13 protein-coding genes are annotated in these 17,960 nt (G+C 40.9%); 7 read left to right on the top strand and 6 right to left on the bottom strand.

The window, feature by feature from the left end; all coding sequences use genetic code 11:
- Window positions 1–831 precede the first annotated feature (831 nt).
- On the bottom strand, window positions 832–1,050 hold the full coding sequence (locus tag FJR11_RS18860; RefSeq protein WP_168506480.1) for a hypothetical protein: 219 nt from the start codon (window positions 1,048–1,050) through the stop codon (window positions 832–834).
- Window positions 1,051–1,233: 183 nt separating this feature from the next.
- Between FJR11_RS18860 and FJR11_RS18855 the strand changes: the two genes are divergently transcribed.
- Window positions 1,234–2,067: a DUF3598 family protein gene (locus FJR11_RS18855; protein ID WP_168506478.1), complete on the top strand. Its 834-nt coding sequence runs from the start codon at window positions 1,234–1,236 to the stop codon at window positions 2,065–2,067.
- A 134-nt stretch (window positions 2,068–2,201) separates the two neighbouring features.
- On the opposite strand, the gene nrdJ is transcribed toward FJR11_RS18855, so the two are convergent.
- Together nrdJ and FJR11_RS18845 are read right to left on the bottom strand one after the other, a co-directional pair.
- On the bottom strand, window positions 2,202–6,692 hold the full coding sequence (nrdJ, locus tag FJR11_RS18850) for a ribonucleoside-triphosphate reductase, adenosylcobalamin-dependent (RefSeq protein WP_168506476.1): 4,491 nt from the start codon (window positions 6,690–6,692) through the stop codon (window positions 2,202–2,204).
- 257 nt (window positions 6,693–6,949) lie between these two features.
- The gene (locus tag FJR11_RS18845; RefSeq protein WP_168506474.1) at window positions 6,950–7,306 is read right to left on the bottom strand and encodes a hypothetical protein; all 357 of its coding nucleotides are present in this window, start codon (window positions 7,304–7,306) and stop codon (window positions 6,950–6,952) included.
- Between the two features lie 178 nt (window positions 7,307–7,484).
- Here FJR11_RS18845 and FJR11_RS18840 point away from each other — a divergent pair, with 178 nt between their 5' ends.
- Window positions 7,485–8,066, top strand: coding sequence for an Npun_F5749 family FMN-dependent PPOX-type flavoprotein (locus FJR11_RS18840; protein ID WP_168506472.1), 582 nt, complete (start codon window positions 7,485–7,487; stop codon window positions 8,064–8,066).
- 78 nt (window positions 8,067–8,144) lie between these two features.
- Here the strand turns inward: FJR11_RS18840 and cysE are convergent, their stop codons facing one another.
- From cysE to FJR11_RS18825, 3 genes are all read right to left on the bottom strand, one after another.
- Complete coding sequence (gene cysE, locus FJR11_RS18835; RefSeq protein WP_168506470.1) at window positions 8,145–8,897, bottom strand: serine O-acetyltransferase; 753 nt, start codon at window positions 8,895–8,897, stop codon at window positions 8,145–8,147.
- Window positions 8,898–8,991: 94 nt separating this feature from the next.
- Entirely contained in the window at window positions 8,992–9,480 is a 489-nt protein-coding gene (locus tag FJR11_RS18830) for a hypothetical protein (RefSeq protein ID WP_168506468.1), read from the bottom strand.
- Between the two features lie 147 nt (window positions 9,481–9,627).
- Window positions 9,628–11,292 carry a DUF3352 domain-containing protein gene (locus FJR11_RS18825; protein WP_371417587.1) on the bottom strand — a complete coding sequence of 555 codons (1,665 nt, stop codon included), beginning with the start codon at window positions 11,290–11,292 and terminating at the stop codon, window positions 9,628–9,630.
- A 63-nt stretch (window positions 11,293–11,355) separates the two neighbouring features.
- Between FJR11_RS18825 and FJR11_RS18820 the strand changes: the two genes are divergently transcribed.
- From FJR11_RS18820 to FJR11_RS18800, 5 genes are all read left to right on the top strand, one after another.
- On the top strand, window positions 11,356–11,715 hold the full coding sequence (locus tag FJR11_RS18820) for a rhodanese-like domain-containing protein (RefSeq protein ID WP_168506464.1): 360 nt from the start codon (window positions 11,356–11,358) through the stop codon (window positions 11,713–11,715).
- 1,132 nt (window positions 11,716–12,847) lie between these two features.
- Complete coding sequence (locus FJR11_RS18815; RefSeq protein ID WP_168506462.1) at window positions 12,848–13,258, top strand: calcium-binding protein; 411 nt, start codon at window positions 12,848–12,850, stop codon at window positions 13,256–13,258.
- Window positions 13,215–13,904, top strand: a complete 690-nt coding sequence (locus FJR11_RS18810; protein WP_168506460.1) for a calcium-binding protein — start codon at window positions 13,215–13,217, stop codon at window positions 13,902–13,904. Before FJR11_RS18815 ends, FJR11_RS18810 begins: the two co-directional genes overlap by 44 nt.
- Before the next feature lie 405 nt (window positions 13,905–14,309).
- Complete coding sequence (locus FJR11_RS18805; protein ID WP_168506458.1) at window positions 14,310–16,376, top strand: glycosyltransferase; 2,067 nt, start codon at window positions 14,310–14,312, stop codon at window positions 16,374–16,376.
- 40 nt (window positions 16,377–16,416) lie between these two features.
- Window positions 16,417–17,960, top strand: a 1,544-nt coding sequence (locus tag FJR11_RS18800) for a pentapeptide repeat-containing protein (RefSeq protein WP_168506456.1), incomplete at its 3' end; no start/stop codon positions are given.

The raw sequence follows: 17,960 nt of genomic DNA, 5'->3' as shown, positions 1-17,960 counted from the left end.
TCATAAATCTATTTTTCCGGAGCATGAGAGAGAACCCTAGAACACTTAACAAGTAGATGCACCCTGATAACTAACTTCCCTAGCTGGCTAACTTCCGGTTGGGGATTTTTTTTGTTTCTAGCATCCTTATGGTTGTAGATTTTATGAAAAAATTCTATTAGCTATCCGGAACTTGTCAGTTAACCCCAGAACATTTAATTGGTAGATGCACCCTGATAACTAAACTCCCCTAGCTGGCTAACATCCACTGGGGGTTTTTTCTTTGCCCACATTCGCCGTAAACTATGGGGTAGTTGATTCCTGCAACCAAAACAAACTTCTTAAAAATAAATTTATCCGGAGAATCCTTATGCACCTGAGAACATTTAATTGGTAGATGCACCCTGATAACTAAACTCCCCTAGCTGGCTAACATCCACTGGGGGTTTTTTCTGAAAAAACAGAAACTCAACTTACCCTATCATCAAAACCAGTCTCTGGCAATATCCCTACTCAACAAGTTTCCGGTTATTTTCAATCACAGATTCCTGACTTTGACTGAGACTATAACGAAGTAGTCTTTTATTATACAATTTTACTACAACATCCAGCTAGTGATTGCCTACAAACTAGATTTGTGAATGTGCCAAGCTGAATAATTTCTTGGAATCACTTTCATTCTATTGTCATCCTTAGCCCTGTCTGAAGAATGATCACTGCGATAAATAACAAGAATTTTAATTATTTCTTTATAATGGCTGATATTAACCGTGTCAGTTGGATAAAGGGTAAGAATTTTACCAGTTACCCATTACCCACTAAAGTTTAGACAAAAAATTACAATTAAGTGATTTAGTCAATTGTAATTTGTTGTGGTCCATTGGCTTTGCCGTTTTGGGCTTCTGTGCTGAGGTTGCTAGAACTGTTTCCACAACCCTTTTTATTTAGCCAACTTTTGACAGGATCTTCCGTGAGGTTGAGTCGGAGGACACCAGAAACGAACCCACCCAAAAATGAAACTGGATGTTGGGCAAGTTCTTGAAATAGGGGCGATAATTCAGTAATAAACATTAGACTCTCCAATTATTGGCCTTAAAAATTATTAATTCTTCATTAATCTTAACAGATGCTGGCTAAGAAGCAACTAGCAACAGAGATGATGGTTATCATTGGTTAAATTATCACTGACATCATTAACCTTGATTTTCTCTCAGTATTTAACTAAAATCAGCTATTTAAATTAAAAATTAAATTATGGACAGCAACTGGGAAAATTTTCTCAAAAATTTAGGTGAATGGCGTGGTTCATTTACTAAAATCTCCCCCGATGGTGAAATATTAGGTTCTACTCCTAGTATTTTAAATTTAGAAGCTTATGATAATGATCAAGCGGTACTTTTTAGATTACGTCGTTTTGATTCTAGTGATTATGATAGTTCTCCCATTCAGGATTATCAACAAGAATATCGTTTTTTAGGAAAAGAGAATATCTTTTTTACAACAGGAGCTTTTTCTAAAGGAACATTGCAAGTAGCACCTTTTACAGAGTTTGGAGCAGAATACGGCTTTGTAGATAATGATAGGCGATCGCGTTTGGTACAATTATATGACAAACAAGGTAACTTTATTACTGTAACCCTGATTAGAGAATTCCGGACTTCTACAGATGCTTACGAACGCCCACAACTGACTGTAGAACAGTTAATTGGTAATTGGGAAGGTAAGGCTTATACAAGTTACTCAGATTTAAGACCATCCGCAGTATGTTCTACTTCTTTAGAAATTCAAGATAGGGGTAATGGATATTTAGAACAGAAATTATCTTTTTCATCCCAAGTGATTACTTCAACAGCAAGAATAGAAGGTAATAAAATCATTTTTGAAAAGGAAGGAACTACTCGACAAATTTTGTTATTACCTGATGGAAATTCTAGTAATGTTCCCTTGCAACTGCAATTGAGAAAACCTTTTTTTGTAGAAGCGGGTTGGCTAGTTAAAGAAAATGAACGTCAACGTTTAATTCGCAACTACAGTGAAAAAGGTGAATGGATTAGCTCAACTCATGTGATTGAATATAAAACCAATTAAAGATTTTCTTCTCTCTGTGTCCTCTGTGCCTCTGCGGTTCGTAATCAAAAATTATAGATTAATGAACCACGAAGGACACAAAGGAAAGAAGATAACAGAGATATTTTCCGTAAGTCCTCAGAAATTAACCGATTTTATGATGTGGGTGGCTGTTCTGGGAACATACACTTATCAGAATCACAACCGCTAGGGCCTGCTTCTGCTAGTTCTCCCAAATCGTAACGACTTAGCGCCCCACAGAAATCATCTGTTCTGCGTCTGACTTTGACTTCTTGAGATAAGCGTTCATAGGTGGCTTTGTCTATGGGTTCAAAGGGTAAACGGGGGAATGATTGCAAATCGTCAAACCGGGCTAACAAGGCCGCAGAAATATATCCTTCATCATTTTGGATAGCTTCATAGATGCGTGTTCCCAATAATTCAACTTCCTCAGAACGGAGTTCTAGGGTTGCGGAGGTATTATGGGTGACGTAATGACTCTGGACTTGCATCACAAAATCTAATTGGGCTAAAACGGAAAACTGAGATACATCAATGACATCAGCACCGGGTAAATCAGCCCAAGATACAGCAACGGGGATTTCTACTAACCATTCTGTACACCGAGGATCAAAAGGATCATTAAGTAAGTTGCCGTTTTCGTCTTTGTCAGATTGGGAGGGGATGACGTTGTAACCATAGTCTATACAGGCTAGGGCTACAGGGTCATTTTTACCGAAGGTAATCCGACGAATGAATCTTTGGGCTTTGGGGGGATGCCAACCGGGAGATGCTCCTGTTAAAAGGGATTTTGTCCCTGCTGGTTGGACTGTAGTACAACGGTTGGGGCGTTTGATCTGATGGCGATCGCAATATTCCCACACTACTTTATGAACTACATCTTTCCAGAAGTTGAGATATTTTTGTTCACGACTTTTGAATATCAGTCCTTGGGGGGTTTCTGGTCTTCCTGCTTCCCACCAACGTAACCAATCTGTACCAAAAGCATGAACAAAGAAGTCAAATAAACCAGTGAAGGATACACCGACAATGGGATCAAGTTCCCGGCTGTATTGATAGCGGGGTTCGAGGAATTGGTGATTTAACAGGGCGACGACGGAAAGCGCACCAGCGGTAAATGCTTCTTCTTGTTCTTTGTAGTTGTCAGGGTCGAGTTGGTTTAAGTGTACCTCTGATAAGTTGCAGTTTCCGGTTAAGGTATTACCAAAAACACCTTTATGATATTCCGGTTCATTGAAGCAGTAAGTAGCATGAAATCCTGGTAGTTGTTCAACACTTTTCACAACTTGCCATTTACCTTTATATTTAGCGTCTGTACCTTTACTCACATCTAAACGCTGACAAGGAATTTCGCCACAATCGGTTATTTGCAAGTAGTACAAATCTCTACTTCTGATGCCATAGTTGGTAACTGCCCCTTTATGAGCGCAAAGATTCACAGATGAACGAATACCGCATTTAGTTAGTAGTAACTGAACTCGGTATGCTCGATCATAATCAGAGATATATATTCTGATACCGTTGCTTTGTGTATTTGAGCCGTCTGTATCTGCTAAACCAGCGATAAAGTGCAAAATTGCTTGACGATTCCAACTAGCAATGACGTTCAGTGCTTCTGAATTTGTTTTTAAGCTTTTGAGAAATTCTCCAGAAAACCCTAAATCCGTGACATCTGTAAAAGTAGGTAAGTAGTCATAATCTCTGATAGGAGATTTATTTCCTGAGAGATTTAAAGCGGCTTTCTGTTCATAAAGCCTAACTTTGGCATTGTTGTTTTGATCTGTTGTTCCATCTCCTACCGCTACTCCTAAAGTGTAGGCATAGTTGGAATTAATGTCTAATCCATCTTCGTATTCAATTTTAAATGGTTCAGTGTGGATAGAATAGCGACTGGTATCCATCAAATCTTTTGTTTGAACTTCTTTGTAATTCTTGCTAAATCTATCTTTGACAAAGAAGCGATGATACTCAGTTGCATCTAGATAAGAACCATCTCCAAAGCACACACGATAGAGAACGCGAGAACTACCAGTTTTCAATGGTTGAACTTGACTCCAGTTTTTACCGTTCCAAATGTCAATTTCGCATCCCACAACATCCTCAATTTTGTGCATTCCGTCTTTAGTGATGAGTAGAGTATCACCACTTACGCAGTGAAAATTACTACCAATTATTTCTCCGCACGGATTCAAACCAAACCTACCTATTCTATGTTCTAGCTCATCAGCATCAATTTCAGGATAGTATTCTTTTATCCAATACTTAGCCTTTTCTTGCTCATAAGCTTGTAAAAAGTATTTTTTAAGTTCTGGTGTATTTAGTAAATCAGCATTAGCTCTAGCGACTGCTTCACCAGCCCATTGAATTGCCCCTTCACCGCTATAGTATTGTTTACGTACAGCCGCAATGGATTCTTCTAAGGTTGGTTTGCGGTGAAAAACTCGCGTATGGTTGGCCATTCGCAAAGAATCACGCTCTGGATCTATGCGCCAGTTACCTTCTGCGTCTTGTTGCCATAAGTTATCTTTAGCAGTTGCGCCTTGTTCATCTTCAGAAACGAATTGTCTCATCCCTGCTGAGTTATGGGTCAGATAACCGTCGCAGTAAAAACAATGAGCTTCTTCTACTTCAATATCATAAGTTTGAACATGATCGTAACTGCCTAAACCTTTGACTGTGACAGGAATATCTAGGGAGATATCAGCTTCAGCTATATAGCGTTCATAATTAGCATCAACAGTGCGAGAACCTTGGAAACCCATATCTCGCATTTCGCTATAGGTGTAAGCCTCTCGCATGATTGCACCAGGAACGGTGAAACCATACATTTTCAATCCTTGACGCAGTTCTCCCTTGACTGAGTGAAGGGCGATGATAGCGTTATAACGTTCTTTGAGGGCTGGAAGCGTGAGGTGGTATTTAATTTGCCATCCTTGCTGCTGGGGAAGAGTAGTGCTAATTCTACCAGCGATTCCCAAACTCGATAGAACTATCCCAACTTGTCGAATAAATGATTGATAGACAGATGTAACCAGGTGCGGAGGTCGGTTATTAACTGCTCCATCACTATCCATTAGTCCAGCTAGATAAGCAGCCCGGATATCTACTGCACCCTGCAAAATAAAACTAGGAACTTCTAAGGGAACGTTAGGCTGCTTAATATAGGTATGGAAATATTCCGCCAGACGAATAGAAGAACAAATTGATTTTGCAGTATTTTCACCTTTGGTCAGGTTATGAGTAGCAGTTAAACCAAATAAAGCTAAAGCAGAATCTATTTTGGCTTGAATTCTTGTTGTTTGTTCAATCTGTAAGCTGTTCATTGACCATTCAACACGGCCATAGGGCTTATCATGCTTATTACGACCAAGGGCAACATAGCCATCACCGTGAGTCAATCCAATTAGCCAAGCTACTTCAGGTGTGAGATCAGGAACTATCAAGTCCTTGCTTGTTCGACTTTGGGAAGGTCTAGATTCTGTAAAGTCAGCAGGGAGATGCGTAACTGTACCAGGGAGGATTTGTGTGTTATGAAGTAGGCGATCGCCTGCTACTAAACTTGCAACTGATTTCCAGCTAACTTCACCTTTAGGATCTGCTAAAACTGCTTGTTTGTGGTTTAAAGTTGCTCTAGGGTAAGTTGCATTAGTTTCAATTTCATAGACATCCTGAAAGCCTTGGTCGAATTTATCAACTACTCGACGAAATCCTAAAGGAGTTTGTACCAAGTCACCCACTTGCACATCACGAATAGGGACAAGACCTTTAGAACTATGAACTAAAGCATCTTCAGGAAGACAGCGCCGAATATTGCCTGCCACAATTGTTACAGCCGCTTCATCAATTAATAAACAGCATTCAACTGAATTTAATTGTCTTCCTATTGCCTTATTGAGAATAGAGGCGCAACGCTGATATAATCCTGGCAACTTCACAGGATTAGCCATACCGCCAAAGCCTTTGAGAGTTTCCCCAGATTGGCGCACATCGCTAATATCAACAATTACCTGAATGTTACCTGTAAAGCGTTCATCCGTAGAAAGTTCTAAAAGGGTTTGATAGGATTTTACCCAACCTTCCCGGCTGTCTCCAACGTGGATAGTAGCGGTGTTAGCTTCTATATGGGTTTGTGTAAATTCACGACGCTGTTCTTGGGGTGTGCTGCCAATTTCACCTGTGATGGTGATATTTAGGCGATTACGGATAGGGGGAAGTTGATTAATATATTCTGGTTCGATGATAGCACCCGTACCACAGCCCATCATGGCTAGATCCATCATCAACCCAAAGGCACTCCAATCTATAAGGTTGGTAGAGGTGCAGTTATAAGCACCGGAGAAGTTTTTGGGTTTGGTTAACCAATCTGTGCCACCAACCCACATCCAGCGCCCACTGGGGAGGGATTTCATGTTCCGCTGCATCTTGTCTAAAATAGCAGCCTCTTCACGGGTGAGTTTTCCCAGTTCGACTAAACCGCGTAAAGTGCGATCGCATACCTGGTCCCATGTTTCTCTTAAACCTGCCTCTGTCCGACGGCTGTAGGTTCTAAAAAACACTGGATTGGCTGCTGGAGCAGATTCTGGAAAAGTTGCACCCTGACGTTGACGTTCAAGTTCTCGAACCATGATAAAGTATGATTGCTTGTAAATAAACTATGACTATACGCCAAGTAGATTTAAGATTAAAGATTGAAAATTTTACCACTTTGCGCTATAGCTGAGTCTGTGTCAATTATAACTATATTTTTGTTTTTTGTTTAAGTATAAAACCCCGACAGTGCATTATCAGGGTAGTAGAATCTCAAAGTTTTACTTATCAGTTTTCGCGGAATGGGCTATCTATGTAATAGTGCTGTTTGTGTAATTTTTGCGTTGACTATCCATCAAGCAGAGATAGCAAGTAAAGATGCCAATTCATTTGTATTAGTTACAACTTGATTTAATTGCTCACTGAAATAGATAACTTCATAATTAGGTGCAAGTTCTTTTTGCAATTGTTTCCATAAACTAATTCCTTCTTGTTCAAAAGCTGCTGCTTCTTCTGGACTCAAATCTGGTGAATTACCAGGATCTTGCCAATTTAATGTGGCATTATAAATATCTGCCCATTTTTCCAAACGGCTAATAGTTTCTTCACTTAATGGTATCGTTTCTGGATCAATATCTCCAACTTTATCAGAACTAGCCCACCATAGTGGGTAGCATCCATAATCAGCCATTAGTTTAATTTTTATTGCCATAGTCACTTTACCAAGTTCTGGGGAAGTTCTGAGGTTAGCCCTCACTATATAACCATTATCGTTTACAGTGGGAGCGATATAGTGAGTTTTGCTATTAAGGTAATTTTAGCAGACAAAGAATTCTTAGATACGGATTACCGGACAATTTTGGAAATATTAATGAAAACGTAAATTAAAAATGACACTAGCACCCTGGCGAAGTCTGATTACCCGCGCCCTACATCAAAATCGCAGCCTCATTTATGCCCGCTATGTGCAACTAGCAACAGTGCGAGAAAATGGGTTTCCTGCTAATCGTACCGTCGTCTTTCGAGGCTTTCTAGACGATACTAACCAGCTAAAATTTATTACCGATATTCGTAGTGAAAAAGCTGAACAAATATCAAAACAATCCGCAGCGGAAATTTGCTGGTATTTTCCCAACAGCAGAGAACAATTTCGGATTACTGGAGAATTAACTTTAGTAAGTGCTGATTCTCACCCACATTTACAACCTGCGAGAATCAAAATGTGGCAAGAATTAAGTGATGCAGCTAGGTTACAATTTGCTTGGCCTATTCCTGGTAAACAAAGGGTGACAAAATTAGAAGCTTTTACACCACCAGCACCAGACAATACTCAACCATTAGAAAATTTTTGTTTATTATTACTTGAACCAGTAAAAGTAGATCATTTAGAATTGCGGGGTGAACCACAAAATAGATGGGTTTATCACCGCAATGAAAACCAAGAATGGTTAACTGAAGCAATAAACCCGTAATGTTAATTTTTTAATTTTTGGTGTTTAACACCAAGTAGCTAAAATTCTCCCCCTGCGCCCTGCCCCCCTGCCTCTTTTCTAGATTCCTGCACCATCAAAGAATTCCTGAATCTGTTTATCTCTGATATTACAAAAATTGTGTTCTTTTGGTAATTCATCTTCTGGAAGAAATTTACCAACTAAAACCGGAGTTTTTGCGGGAGTTTGCAAAGCTTGGATTTGTTCTTCTAAGGCTTCAATGCGGTCAACTAAGGTACGAATTACTTGAGCTTCTGAATCTGGTAAATTGCTGTGTTCTAGAGGTGCAACCCGCACACCAGAACGGTAAATAATGCGTCCAGGGACACCAACAACGGTACAACTAGATGGTACATCTCTCAATACCACTGAACCTGCACCAATGCGGACACTATCACCAATTTCGATATTTCCTAAAACCTTTGCACCAGCACCAACAACGACATTTTCGCCTAATGTGGGGTGACGTTTACCGCTTTCCTTACCTGTTCCCCCCAGGGTAACACCTTGATAAATCAGCGCGTAGTTGCCAATAATGGCCGTTTCCCCAATGACTACTCCCATTCCGTGGTCAATAAATACTCCTTCACCAATGACAGCCCCTGGGTGAATTTCAATACCAGTTAAAAACCGCGCAGTATGAGAAATCAAGCGGGGGAAAAAGGGAATACCCATACTATACCACCAGTGAGCAAAGCGGTGGCAAACTAGGGCTTGCAAACCTGGATAGCAAAACAAAACCTCCAACCAATTCCGGGCTGCGGGGTCACGTTCAAAAATGATACGAAAATCGGTACGGAGTCTAGAGAACATTGAGATAGTACCCTTGATAGCACAACAAGCTACTCTCCCATATTATCGTGACTTGGTGATTGGGTAGTAATTACGAATTAGGAATTGGAATTGTCTATTGCTGCACTGTCAATGTGTAGTTGCGTTTTACTCCTTGCTCAAATACGCCTACCCAAACTTGATATGTGCCTTTTTTCCATTGGCTATCGCTCACGCTCGCGTCTTTACTGCTACCAGTATCATCACCACAACGAACTATCTCATCATTTGGTCCTTTGATCACTAAAGTAGTATCGTTACCACCACTGTTGACTAATATTTTTAAGTTGTCAAAATCTTTCTCTAAAACGAGAATGTGATCGGGATTAGGATCACCAAAGCCAATACAGGCTTTTTTATCTCGGTCACGATTGCTGATAGCAGACAAGGAATAGCTACCACCTGTATAGCCAGATATTTTTCCCTGAATTGCTTCAAAACCTGGTGAAAGGTTCAAAGTCCCAAAATTTGCCGTTTCTGCTAATGCAGATGTAGAAATTATTGGTGTCATTAAAGCCAAAAGCCATGCTATTTGAGACTGAAGACGGAGACGAGAATATTTCATATTAGCCCCCCACAGGCAATAAAAGTAATTATATATACTAATTCTATTGGAAAAATCGTCAGTTAGTGGTATCTATGCCACAGAAAAATGTGACACAGATAACAGTTTTTTTAGCCAGAATATGGTAGTTTGGCTGTATTTGGTTTTTTAATGCAATTGGAAGAATATTCCACCTTTGAGTGTTCCTGGCTCACTGCTATAACTGCTAACTGTAAGCGATTGTAAATTATCAAAAAGTGGCTTACCTAACACTTCCACAAATTTAAGCAAAGGTAGTTGACGCTTAAAAATATCTTGACTGTTTTCCCAGTCTAGATAAATATATCCTTGATTCGGTTGGGGAATCACAGTAATAGCATTGTGAAATTTGGGATTTTTCAGTAAGGATTTTTGCTTTTGGCTCAAAATTGCTGTTAGCGTCTTTAAGTCGGAGGTAAAAATCTCGTAATTATCGAAAGTTGTATGCACTCCCTTAATTTTGGCATCAACATTAATAGATGTGTTATTTTCACTTGTAGCTGTGATTTGTGTCCAAGCTAATACTTTTTGTTCATCTAGATTTAAGGAACTAACATTAAAACCCCTGGTACTAGCAATATTATCTAAATGTGCTATACCTGCTACTAACTGGGGCGTTTTTTCTACCACAAATATCCAATTAGGGATGATATTTTCGGAATTAGGTAATAAAGCTAAAGCATATTCTCCTACTACCCAACTAAAAATATCCTGACTAAAGTTTAAACCCCAGCTTTGCTGGATTTCTACTAAAGGTTTGAGTAATAAAGAAATAGCATTTTTACTATCACCGTAGATAGTTGCTGTTCCTTGTTTCCACAGTTTTGCTAAATCGCTATTAACTAAATTACTCAAATTTGCGCCAGCAATTGCCAAGGCTGTTGATTCTGGTAGATAATGTAATGCTCCTATGGGTTGAGATAGTGGCAAAGATGGAGGGACAACTTGGGAATTTGTTAAAAATGTACTTTCTGCCAATAAACCTTGGGAATTTAAAACCAAAGAGAGAATTTGGCTATCATAAGTTGATTCTGCTAATTCTAAACCTTGCCATTTACCAACTTCTGGCAAATTTAAGAAAGTTACAGCTACAGCATTTTTAGAGATTTGTTGAGTAGCTTTTTGATATGCAAGAGAACTAATCAAATTTAAATCGGGTGCTTGTAAATTATTAATTGCTTCTTTGATTACCTGGGGATGATTCCCAAGTAAAACAAAATTATTAACAACCGCACCAGCTAAACTATTTTGGATATTTTCAACTTGTGAATATTCAAAGTTATCATAAATAACCTTGACACCTTTATATCTTTCAATCCCTAAATTAGTCCCAGCAAAAGCTCGTTTAGAAAATAACAACTCCAAAAACTCGCGGCTTTTCTCTGGTTGTTCGGTTGCGAGTGCCATTAAATACCCTGTTTGTAGTCCGTTCTCTGGATCACGGTCTATATCTATGGTAGTTACAGCTAAGGTAATTTCATTACTCAGCCAGGGTTTAATATCATTTTGATAATCTATATTACTTTTTGCCAATAGACTATTTGTGACCTGAGAAAATGCTCCTTTTTGTTCTATGGTCTGTAAAGCGTCGGGATTTACCAACAATGAAACCATAGCTGGAGAAGACTTCGAGACAAATATAGCCGCACCAGGTTGAGAATTCCGAACTACAATACTGACGGGACTTTTCCCCAAAAACCAGTAAAAGCCAGCAATACCAATCAATAGCAGGGTGATGACACCAGCTACAAGGAAAGGAAGTTTAATATTTTTTGTTGATTGTTGACTGTTCACATTATTTATATTTTCTAGCTTTTCTGGCAACATGAATAGTATAGGATTTTTTAGAAAAACTTCATGACACAAGCATCATTTGATCAGCCATTTTCCGAAATTACGGTCAAGGAACTAGCACAACGTCTTTCCAGCGATGCAGCAACGCTTCAGTTAATAGATGTGCGTGAACCCCAAGAACTTGCTTTATCACAACTAGATGGATTTGTCAATCTTCCCCTGAGCGAATATGAGCAATGGAGTCAGCAAGTCTCTACCCGCTTTGATGTTCATGCAGAAACTCTTGTTCTCTGTCATCATGGTATGCGTTCTGCTCAGATGTGTCAGTGGTTAGTGACTCAAGGATTTACAAATGTGAAAAATATCACGGGTGGTATTGCCGCTTACTCGATTTTAGTTGATCCTTCAGTACCGCAATATTAGGGACTTTGCCAAACTGACGCAAAAACCCTCTCTATTTCTCCTGTCTCTGTTTTCTCTGTGCTGCTGTGGTTCGTTGGGAGACTTCCAAATAAAAGAATATCCTAAAATTTCTTGTGGTGCAGGCATACTATGGTTAACGCCACGCTTCGCTATCGACAAGCTCAGTACAAATCTTGCCTGCTAATCATATAAGGGCGGGCAAGACATCCCACACAATACAATACTACTCGCTTAAGGGGAGATAGTCAGTAAAGTCAAAAGTATTTTGTTCGCATATCCATTACGAGAACAATAAATTACTTACGTATATACTTAGATAGACCTAATTAGCCTGATCAAACTTGATGAAGATTCTGTAAAAATTCTATAAATATTTCATAAATAACCCCTGAAAAAACTATAAATAACCCATGAAAAACCTATGATTTTTAAATTGTTTATTTATTGACAAAAATCTATGCTCCGTGTAAACATACATAGGGGGACTTAATTATTGAACCGAATGATCCTTTATGGGCAATTTAAAGTTGCAATGATTCACTAATTGTTGTTGACTACTCCTATTTATCTTCCCTAATTCTTATCTTATTTGTAAAAAACTGGGGTGCTTTCACTTAATATAGCAACGGACAGGGCGGTTAGGAAATCCCCGTTTTCAAGGGGAAAAGATTTATAGGCAGTCATTCCCGCCTTCGCGGGAATCCATGTCCTAAGCGTTATGGCAACTGCTATGTCAGTAGGATGGCTGGCGAATGAAGATTTGTGATTATGTCACAATTCATCATATTTCCATTATGGCTGTTGGGATTTTTGATAATTTATTTGAGAAGCTGTGATTGCCTATCTTGGTGTTGCTGTATTAGCTACAGTAAGCTAATATTTCATGTCAATTTCTGAATAAAATTCTTGTTTTAGTAATCGTAAGGAAGTGATTTTCAGATGCTGAATTTTATGTTTATCCGGCCTATGTTTGATGACTTTGGGCAATATCTTCTCACCATGCCTTTATAACCCCTCTCTCAAACTTGGGAGAGGGGGAATGGTGAGAATTGCAACAACTGAAATTTGTAGCGTGCATTCAGCACCTTCAAGTTAGCCAGAAAAATACTGTTTTAACAACAAGGATAAGTTTATGGCAGTAAGAAACGGAACACCGGAAAACGATATACTTACAGGGACTGCGAATGCCGATACGATTCGCGGCTTTGGTAAAGACGACCTGTTAAATGGCTTAGGCGGTAATGACACCATCTTCGGCGGTGACGATAAAGACACCGTGTTTGGTGGAGATGGTGCCGACAGAATATTCGGGGAAAACGGTGAAGACGAGCTACATGGCGATGCTGGCAATGACTTCATCGATGGCGGACTTGATAAAGACGTGCTGTTTGGTGGAGCAGGTGCTGACAGACTCTTTGGCGGAGCAGGCGAAGACGAAGTATATGGTGATGGCGGCAACGACACCATCTACGGCGGCGCAAACGCCAACGATGCTCTAGATGGTAAAGACTGGAGATGGTATAGACACCCTCTATGGTGGTGATGGTAACGACATCCTCGATGGTGGTGCTGGTCCTAGCTTCCTGTATGGTGGTGCTGGGACAGAAACTATCACAGGGGGCATTGAAGGCGACTTCATTGATGGTGGAGAGGGTACTGACAGCCTCTTAGGTGGCGGTGGTAATGACACCATCTACGGTGATTTCGGTGTCGCTGAATCCCTGGCGGGTAATGACACCCTCAATGGTGGTGTAGGCAATGACTTCCTGGATGGTGGCTTTGGTGCTGATCGCATCATTGGTGGTGCAGGCTTTGACATTCTCTTTGGTGGCGAAGATGCTGTCCGCGACACACTGACCGGCGGTGCTGACGCTGATTTATTCGTGTTGTTAAACACAGGCTTTTTATTAGAGCCTGTTGAGCCTAGCTTCCCACCGGAACCCGTTCCCCCTGAACCTGTTGGCGACCTCATCACTGATTTCCAGGATGGTATAGACCTCCTTCAGTATGAGTTTGTCAGCAGTTTTGAAGAACTGATTATCCTCGGTCAAGGTACTTCTCAGGTGACTATCAAAGCTCTGAATGAAGGTGTCCCTGGAGAAATCCCTAACTATCTCGAAACAATTGCTGTGCTGAGGGGTGCAGGTGGCTCTAATATCACGATCACAGAGGCAGATTTTTTCGTCTAAAAAATGGGCAACTAGGCGGTGTACTTGGGTTCCAGCCAAGTAGCACACACCTAATAGTTACCTAATCAACCAAGCAGCCACAGCGTTTCCATAACGGACTGAGCCACTTTCCAGTAGATTGACCGGTTCAATTTTATATTTGTTCCCTCAATACCTTCACCAAATTTGAAAAAAGACCTGATTCGGAGGTTGAGCTACGTATCCCCACGGGACACGTCGTGAATGCGTAGCGTGCCGTAGGCATAACCCAACAAATGCTTTGGCTGTTGCTTCGCTCAACCTACAAAAAAAATGGTGAAGGTATTGTTCCCTGAAAGTCAATTTTGGCAAGTACGTAGTCAAGACTCTAGCAGTCGGGAATCTGCTGATAGTTGGGGATAGCAAAAGACCAATAATCAAAAGGCCATGCGAATTTTATTTTTACACCCCAATTTTCCTGCCCAATTTCGTCATGTAGCAGTAGCTTTAGCTAAAGACAAAAGTAACCAAGTTTTCTTTGGTACGACTCGCCAAGAAGGTCAATTGCCCGGTGTTAATAAAGTCATCTATAACCCAACACGAGAAGCTCGACCGGAAACTCATCATTACGTCAAACCTTTGGAAAATGCTGTTCTTCAGGGTCAAGGTGTGTATAGGCTGGCAGAGCAACTTAAAGCCAGGGGATTTGTCCCAGATGTAGTTTATGGTCATTCGGGTTGGGGTCCGACTTTATTCATCAAGGATATTTTTCCCCAAGCCAAGTTACTGTGTTATTTTGAGTGGTTTTATCATGCTCATGGTACTGATGCTGACTTTGATCCCAGCGATCCCATAAATGCGGATGATGAAGCCCGGATTCGGCTGAAAAATGCGCCGATTTTACAGGATCTCTATAGTTGCGATCGCGGTCTTTCTCCTACCTATTGGCAACGCCAGCAATTCCCCCTAGAGTACCAAAGTAAAATTACTGTAAATCATGATGGGATTGATACTAATTTCTTTTGCCCCAAACCAGGAGCAAAGTTAGTTCTCCCCCGCATCAATCTGGATCTTTCCCACGTTGAAGAAGTTGTTACGTATGTAGCCAGGGGCATGGAGCCTTACCGGGGATTTCCCCAGTTTATCGAGGCAGTGGCCTTACTTCAACAACAACGCCCTCATTGTCATGTGGTGATTGTCGGAGAAAACCGCGTCGCTTATGGTAAGAAACTACCTGATGGCAAAACTTACAAAGAGGTGATGCTGGAAAAATATGATCTCGACCTCAACCGAGTTCATTTTACAGGTTGGTTGCCCTACGAAGAATATCTGCAAGTTCTCCAAGCTTCTTCAGCACACGTTTATCTGACTCGTCCCTTTGTTTTATCTTGGTCAATGTTGGAGGTTTTATCAACAGGTTGCTTGCTGGTAGCTTCCAAAACTGCTCCTGTCACCGAGGTGATTCAAGATGGGGTTAATGGTTTGTTAGCAGATTTCTTTTCACCCCAGGAAATATGCGATCGCATTACCGCAGCCCTCAATCATCCTGAGCAAATGGCAGCAATTCGCACCAAAGCCAGAGAAACAATTTTAGCTCGCTATAACTTATCGCTGTTATTACCCCAACACCTGCAATGGATACAGCAGCAGGAGGATGACAATAGCAAACTAATTTCCCCGTGGGAGGGAACAAAGTTAGAGCTAGAACCCATTGAAAAAAATGAGTCCAATGGCAGAGATAACAAGGCTGAGAATTCATCAGCAATGTCTCCCACAATCTTACAAGTCCATAACCAGAAGGTAACAACTCAAGAAATTATTCCCCTCTTGAGTCGCTACCAACTGCTACCAAAACTACAGCGAGAACTGCTGATTGATGAAGCCATAGCTTCTATCAACTGCACCTCCCAAGAGCAAGATCAGTGTTGCCAAGACTTTTATGAACAGCATCAGTTGACATCAGAAACAGCACGCCAAACTTGGTTGCAGCAGCATGATATGACTGCAACACAATTTTTAGACCTGGTAACTCGCAACCTCAGAATTGAGAAATTCAAACAAGCTACTTGGGAGACCAAATTAGAGTCTCACTTTCGCCAACTGAAGCCAAAATTTGACCAAGTTGTCTATTCTTTAATTCGGCTTCGCAGTCCAGAAGTCGCTCAAGAACTTTACTTCCGTCTTGTTGAGGGTGAACAATCTTTTGCCGAATTAGCAAAGCAATATTCCCAAGGTGCAGAGGCTCAGACTGGTGGCTTAATGGGTCCAGTAGCATTGAGTACACCACATCCCCAACTTGCCCGCATCCTCTCAGTCAGTCAACCAGGGCAGCTATTACCTCCAACCAAACTGGGAGATTGGTGGGTGATTGTGCGCCTAGAAAAGTTTATATCAGCCCGACTGGATGAACCGATGCGACAACGGTTGCTGAACGAACTTTTTTCTACTTGGTTACAAGGGCAACTGCAACAAACTTCTCTACCACAGCCTTTAGCAATCAAATATCCAGCCTAAATTCTGACTTTATTAAATCCTAATGGGTGCATCATAATATATGCCAGCTTTAAACTTTAACGAGCAGTTATTAACAGGAAACGACTTTACCGGGCAAAACCTGAATGGTTCGACCTTTTTCAAAGCCACTCTGACCAACGTTCTCTTATTGAATACACAGTTGAGAGGCACTAACTTTGAAGAAGCAAAACTATACAATGTTGATGCTCGTAATGCTATCTTTGCCCCCAATAGCAACTTTGGACCAGCTAATTTTTATAAAGCGACATTAGAAAATGTCAATCTCAGGGGAGCAGACTTGACTGGGGCTAATCTCTCATTAATTAACACCAAATTCATTAACCTCTCAAATGCCAATCTCACCAATGCTAATCTACGGGAGGCTAATCTCAGTGGTGAACAATCGGAGCGACCAAACCTGAGAGGAGCTAACTTTACTGGAGCAGATTTATATAAAGCGAAGCTGAAAGCTGCCGACTTTACAGGTGCTAATTTGACAAATGCCAAGTTAGAAGAAGCTGATTTTGAAGCAACTTTGTTAGTCAATGTTGATGCAACTGGTGCTGATTTCCGACTAGCAAAACTGACAGATATTACTCTGCAAAACTCTATATTTGACCTAGCTAATTTCAGTAATGTTGTTCTGAGTGATGCACCACCACTAGATCCAAATCAGCCAGGTAACGTCAGGTTTCGCGGTGCTAATTTAACCAACTTTATTCTCGATGATGCTGTTTTGACGGGTGCTGATTTTAGTGCTTATGTTGCTGCTAATGGCACTGTGATAGTCACAGACTTGACAGGGGCGAAATTAGTTGACACCGATTTCACTGGTGCAAATTTCAGTAAGGCCAAGATGGTGGGTACTGACCTATCTAAAACTAATCTCACCAATGCCAATTTTACGGCAGCTAATATGAGTGGGGTACTCACCACCGATGCGATCGCTATTGGTGCAAATTTCACTGATGCCAATTTAACTAACGCTAACCTGTCAAAAACCAACTTTACAAATGCTTCCTTTGTGGGTGCAAATCTCACGGGGGCGATCGCAGTTGATGCCATTGCTCTATATGTTGGTGATGCAGGCAACAACACCCTCAACGGCACTAGCACCAACGATAACCTTTTTGGTAATGCTGGTAATGACACCCTGAATGGTGGTGCTGGCGATGATTATCTTGATGGCGGCGCTGGTAATGACAGGATGGTTGGTGGAGCTGGTAATGATACTTATGTAGTCAATAGCGGCAGTGATACCGTTATTGAAAATGCCAATGCAGGTACAGATACTGTCCGTTCTAGCCTTGCTAGTTATACATTAGGTAACAACGTAGAAAATCTGACCTTGATTGGCACAGCCCAAAACGGCACGGGCAATGCACTCAACAACGTTATCACGGGCAATGCTGCCAACAATAGCCTCAACGGGGCGGCTGGCAACGATACCCTAATTGGTGGTGCAGGAGATGACACCCTTGATGGTGGTGCGGGTAATGACTCCCTAATTGGTGGCACAGGCAACGACATCTACATAGTTGATAGTACAGGGGATGCGATCGCAGAAAATATCAATGAAGGTGT

This window comes from Anabaena sp. UHCC 0187 (assembly GCF_009712035.1).
Lineage (GTDB): Bacteria > Cyanobacteriota > Cyanobacteriia > Cyanobacteriales > Nostocaceae > Dolichospermum.
Note: the sequence above shows the minus strand (reverse complement) of the source record. Positions and strands in the feature narration are given on the sequence as shown.

What these genes read in the sequence shown, in the direction of transcription:
- FJR11_RS18860 (WP_168506480.1), bottom strand. Translation starts at nt 1,050, where the DNA reads ATGTTTATTACTGAATTATCGCCCCTATTTCAAGAACTTGCCCAACAT.
- FJR11_RS18855 (WP_168506478.1), top strand. Translation starts at nt 1,234, where the DNA reads ATGGACAGCAACTGGGAAAATTTTCTCAAAAATTTAGGTGAATGGCGT.
- nrdJ (WP_168506476.1), bottom strand. Translation starts at nt 6,692, where the DNA reads ATGGTTCGAGAACTTGAACGTCAACGTCAGGGTGCAACTTTTCCAGAA.
- FJR11_RS18845 (WP_168506474.1), bottom strand. Translation starts at nt 7,306, where the DNA reads ATGGCAATAAAAATTAAACTAATGGCTGATTATGGATGCTACCCACTA.
- FJR11_RS18840 (WP_168506472.1), top strand. Translation starts at nt 7,485, where the DNA reads ATGACACTAGCACCCTGGCGAAGTCTGATTACCCGCGCCCTACATCAA.
- cysE (WP_168506470.1), bottom strand. Translation starts at nt 8,897, where the DNA reads ATGTTCTCTAGACTCCGTACCGATTTTCGTATCATTTTTGAACGTGAC.
- FJR11_RS18830 (WP_168506468.1), bottom strand. Translation starts at nt 9,480, where the DNA reads ATGAAATATTCTCGTCTCCGTCTTCAGTCTCAAATAGCATGGCTTTTG.
- FJR11_RS18820 (WP_168506464.1), top strand. Translation starts at nt 11,356, where the DNA reads ATGACACAAGCATCATTTGATCAGCCATTTTCCGAAATTACGGTCAAG.
- FJR11_RS18815 (WP_168506462.1), top strand. Translation starts at nt 12,848, where the DNA reads ATGGCAGTAAGAAACGGAACACCGGAAAACGATATACTTACAGGGACT.
- FJR11_RS18810 (WP_168506460.1), top strand. Translation starts at nt 13,215, where the DNA reads ATGGTAAAGACTGGAGATGGTATAGACACCCTCTATGGTGGTGATGGT.
- FJR11_RS18805 (WP_168506458.1), top strand. Translation starts at nt 14,310, where the DNA reads ATGCGAATTTTATTTTTACACCCCAATTTTCCTGCCCAATTTCGTCAT.